The 2361-nt window shown below is 73.2% G+C and carries 4 protein-coding genes and 1 pseudogene; 2 read left to right on the forward strand and 3 right to left on the reverse strand.

The features are described 5' to 3' along the window. Both AB0I68_RS38935 and AB0I68_RS38940 read left to right on the forward strand, forming a co-directional pair. Positions 1–546 (forward strand): phosphopantetheine-binding protein (locus AB0I68_RS38935; protein ID WP_363182181.1); only part of this gene is annotated, 546 nt, incomplete at its 5' end. Beyond that, positions 543–1232, forward strand: a complete 690-nt coding sequence (locus AB0I68_RS38940) for a formyltransferase family protein (RefSeq protein ID WP_363182182.1) — start codon at positions 543–545, stop codon at positions 1230–1232. The genes AB0I68_RS38935 and AB0I68_RS38940, both read left to right, overlap by 4 nt. A 95-nt stretch (positions 1233–1327) precedes the next feature. Here the strand turns inward: AB0I68_RS38940 and AB0I68_RS38945 are convergent, their stop codons facing one another. The 3 genes and pseudogenes from AB0I68_RS38945 to AB0I68_RS38955 all read right to left on the reverse strand — a co-directional run bounded on the left by AB0I68_RS38945 (position 1328) and on the right by AB0I68_RS38955 (position 2281). Continuing rightward, positions 1328–1474, reverse strand: coding sequence for a hypothetical protein (locus AB0I68_RS38945; RefSeq protein ID WP_363182184.1), 147 nt, complete (start codon positions 1472–1474; stop codon positions 1328–1330). Between the two features lie 13 nt (positions 1475–1487). Further along, a pseudogene (locus tag AB0I68_RS38950) lies at positions 1488–1833 on the reverse strand (transposase family protein); the annotation flags it as partial. A 61-nt stretch (positions 1834–1894) separates the two neighbouring features. Next, the gene (locus tag AB0I68_RS38955; RefSeq protein ID WP_363182183.1) at positions 1895–2281 is read right to left on the reverse strand and encodes a hypothetical protein; all 387 of its coding nucleotides are present in this window, start codon (positions 2279–2281) and stop codon (positions 1895–1897) included. Between the last annotated feature and the right edge of the window lie 80 nt (positions 2282–2361).

Raw genomic sequence — 2361 nt, forward strand, 5'->3', positions numbered from 1 at the left:
GTGCCCCGCCGGCGCCCGCGCGCCGCGTCGGCCGTGCTGTGCGCGTACGTGGTGCCGCACCCCGGCAACCCTGAAGCAGGCGCAGACCTGGCCCGCGCCCTGCGGGCCGAGCTCGCCCGGACCCTGCCCGTGCACCTCGTCCCCGCCCACGTCGTCGTGGTCGACGCGCTGCCCAGCACGGTCAGCGGGAAGACCGATCTCGACGCCCTCCCCGACCCCTTCGCCCGCACCACGCCGAGCGCACCCTCCCGGGTCGAACCCTCGGCGGCCGAACCCTCGGCGGCCACTCTGGAAGCGCGTGTCCGGCACCACTGGGCGGCGATCCTCGGCGTCGACGGCGCGCGGCTGTCGGCGGACTCCGACTTCCACGCCCTCGGTGGCGATTCCCTGGCCCTCGTCGAGATGCTCACCGCCGTCTCCTCGGACCTGCTGACTCCCCGCCAGGCCCAGCTGTTCACAGGCCGCCTGGACTGCCTGGTACGGAACCTGACGCTCGAACAGGTCTGCGCCCACCTGGCCGTCGCCCGCGAGGAGGCCTCCGTATGATCTTCGTCGGAGAGGGAGCACTGCTGCGCCGCGCCGTTACCCACGCCGCCACCCGCGGCCACCGGGTCGACCTGGTCTGCTCCGCCGACCCTCTGGATGCCGCTGCCGCCGACGCGCCTCACCTGGCGGTGGCGGACATCAACGCCCACGCCGCCACGCTGGCCCGCGCCTGCACCGACGGCATCGTCTGGTCCCTCAACAACCGGCAGATCTTCCGGGAGCCGCTGCTCCGGGCCGATGGCCTTCGCATCCTCAACATCCACAACGGGCTGCTGCCCCGGCACCGCGGCCTGCCCTCCGTAGCCGTCCTGTTCGCCCTGCTGCACGGCGACACGGAGTACGGTGCCACCGCCCACGAGGTCGACGCCGGCATCGACACCGGTCCGGTCCTGGCCGAACACCGCTTCCCCCTCGGGCCCGAGGACCGCTACCACCAGGTCATGCTGCGCAGCGTCCGCGCCTGCCAGGCGCTGTTCGAGCAGATCCTCCCGGCCGTCGCCGCCGGAAGGGCGCACCCCGCACCCGGTGCGGGGGCGGGGCCGTCCGCCTACTACGGCCTGCGCGCCCTGGACCGGATCGCGGCCTATCGCGACCACCCCGCCTACGCCCGGGCCACCGACCTCGGCCCCTTCGCCGCCCACGCTCACGAGGTCGCCCGGGTCCTACGGCCGTCCCGGTCGCCCTGACGGGCTCCGGCCCCGGGCGGGACATCGGCGGGGGCCTCGGGGCGGATGACCCGGAGGGGATGGCTGCCGGGCATCGCGGCCGGGCCGGCGCATCCTCACGGCCGCGCAGCGGCCTGCGCACGGCCCACCAGCTGGACGGGAGTCGTGCCGGCTTCGTCGCGGAAGCGGCGGGTGAAGGTGCGTACGCTCATGTTGGCGTGGGCGGCGAGGACCCCGGGGCCGATGCGGTCGGTGGTGAACATCCGCCGCATGCGGTCCGCCCACGATCCGCAGCCGGTCCACCACCGCGGTCGGCCGCGGGGCCGGTTCCAGCTCGAGCAGCGGCCGCAGTCGCTGGATCACCCGGCAGACCGTGGGCGCCGAGACCCCGAACAGCGGGGCGAGCTGCCGCACGGTGAGGTTCGTGCGGTAGTAATAGGCCACCGTAATCGGCCACCAGCAGCACCCGGTCCGCCGACGGCAGACACCACGGCCGGCCACCACCCGGGCCCCTCCCGCCCCGCTCCCGCACCACCACCTTCACCAGCTTCGCGAACCGGTCCATCCGAAAGCCCGTGAACGTCTCCACCCACACCGGCTCAGCCCGCAACACCCCACCCATTCAGGCGAAATGCCCCGGACCGAGCCTTCTGCAACACCCTCGGGCGGCTGAGGGAGCCGGCTCAGCCGAAGTTGCACTCGGCGAGGCCGGTGCGCCATGCGTTGGAGTCGTCCACGTAGGGCGCGTACACCCAGCCGGCGCTGTTGCCGTACCAGCCGCTGGCGTGCCACTCGTTGTCGATGTAGTACCAGACGTTGCCCTGGTTGGCGATGTTATCGCCGCGCTTCCAGCACAGGACGTCGACGTAGTCCCCGTTGAAGACGTCCGAGAGGGTGACCTTGCCGGACGTCGGGGAGTGGTAGGCGTAGATGCCCACCCCGTGCGAGGTGGTCAGGCGAGTCCACCCGCTGGTGGCGGAGGCGGTGGTGATCCCCGTGGCCAGCGCGCCGACAGTCAGGGCCGCGACCGTCGCGGCCATGGCGCCGCGGCGCCCGAGCGTGAACTTCATGGGTGTCTCCAGTCGGAAGTCGAATGCCGGGCCCGTCCACCGGGTCCGGTGATGGGGCCAACCAAAGCCCGCGGCCCCGG

The sequence above is a fragment of the Streptomyces sp. NPDC050448 genome, from assembly GCF_040655295.1.
Lineage (GTDB): Bacteria > Actinomycetota > Actinomycetes > Streptomycetales > Streptomycetaceae > Streptomyces.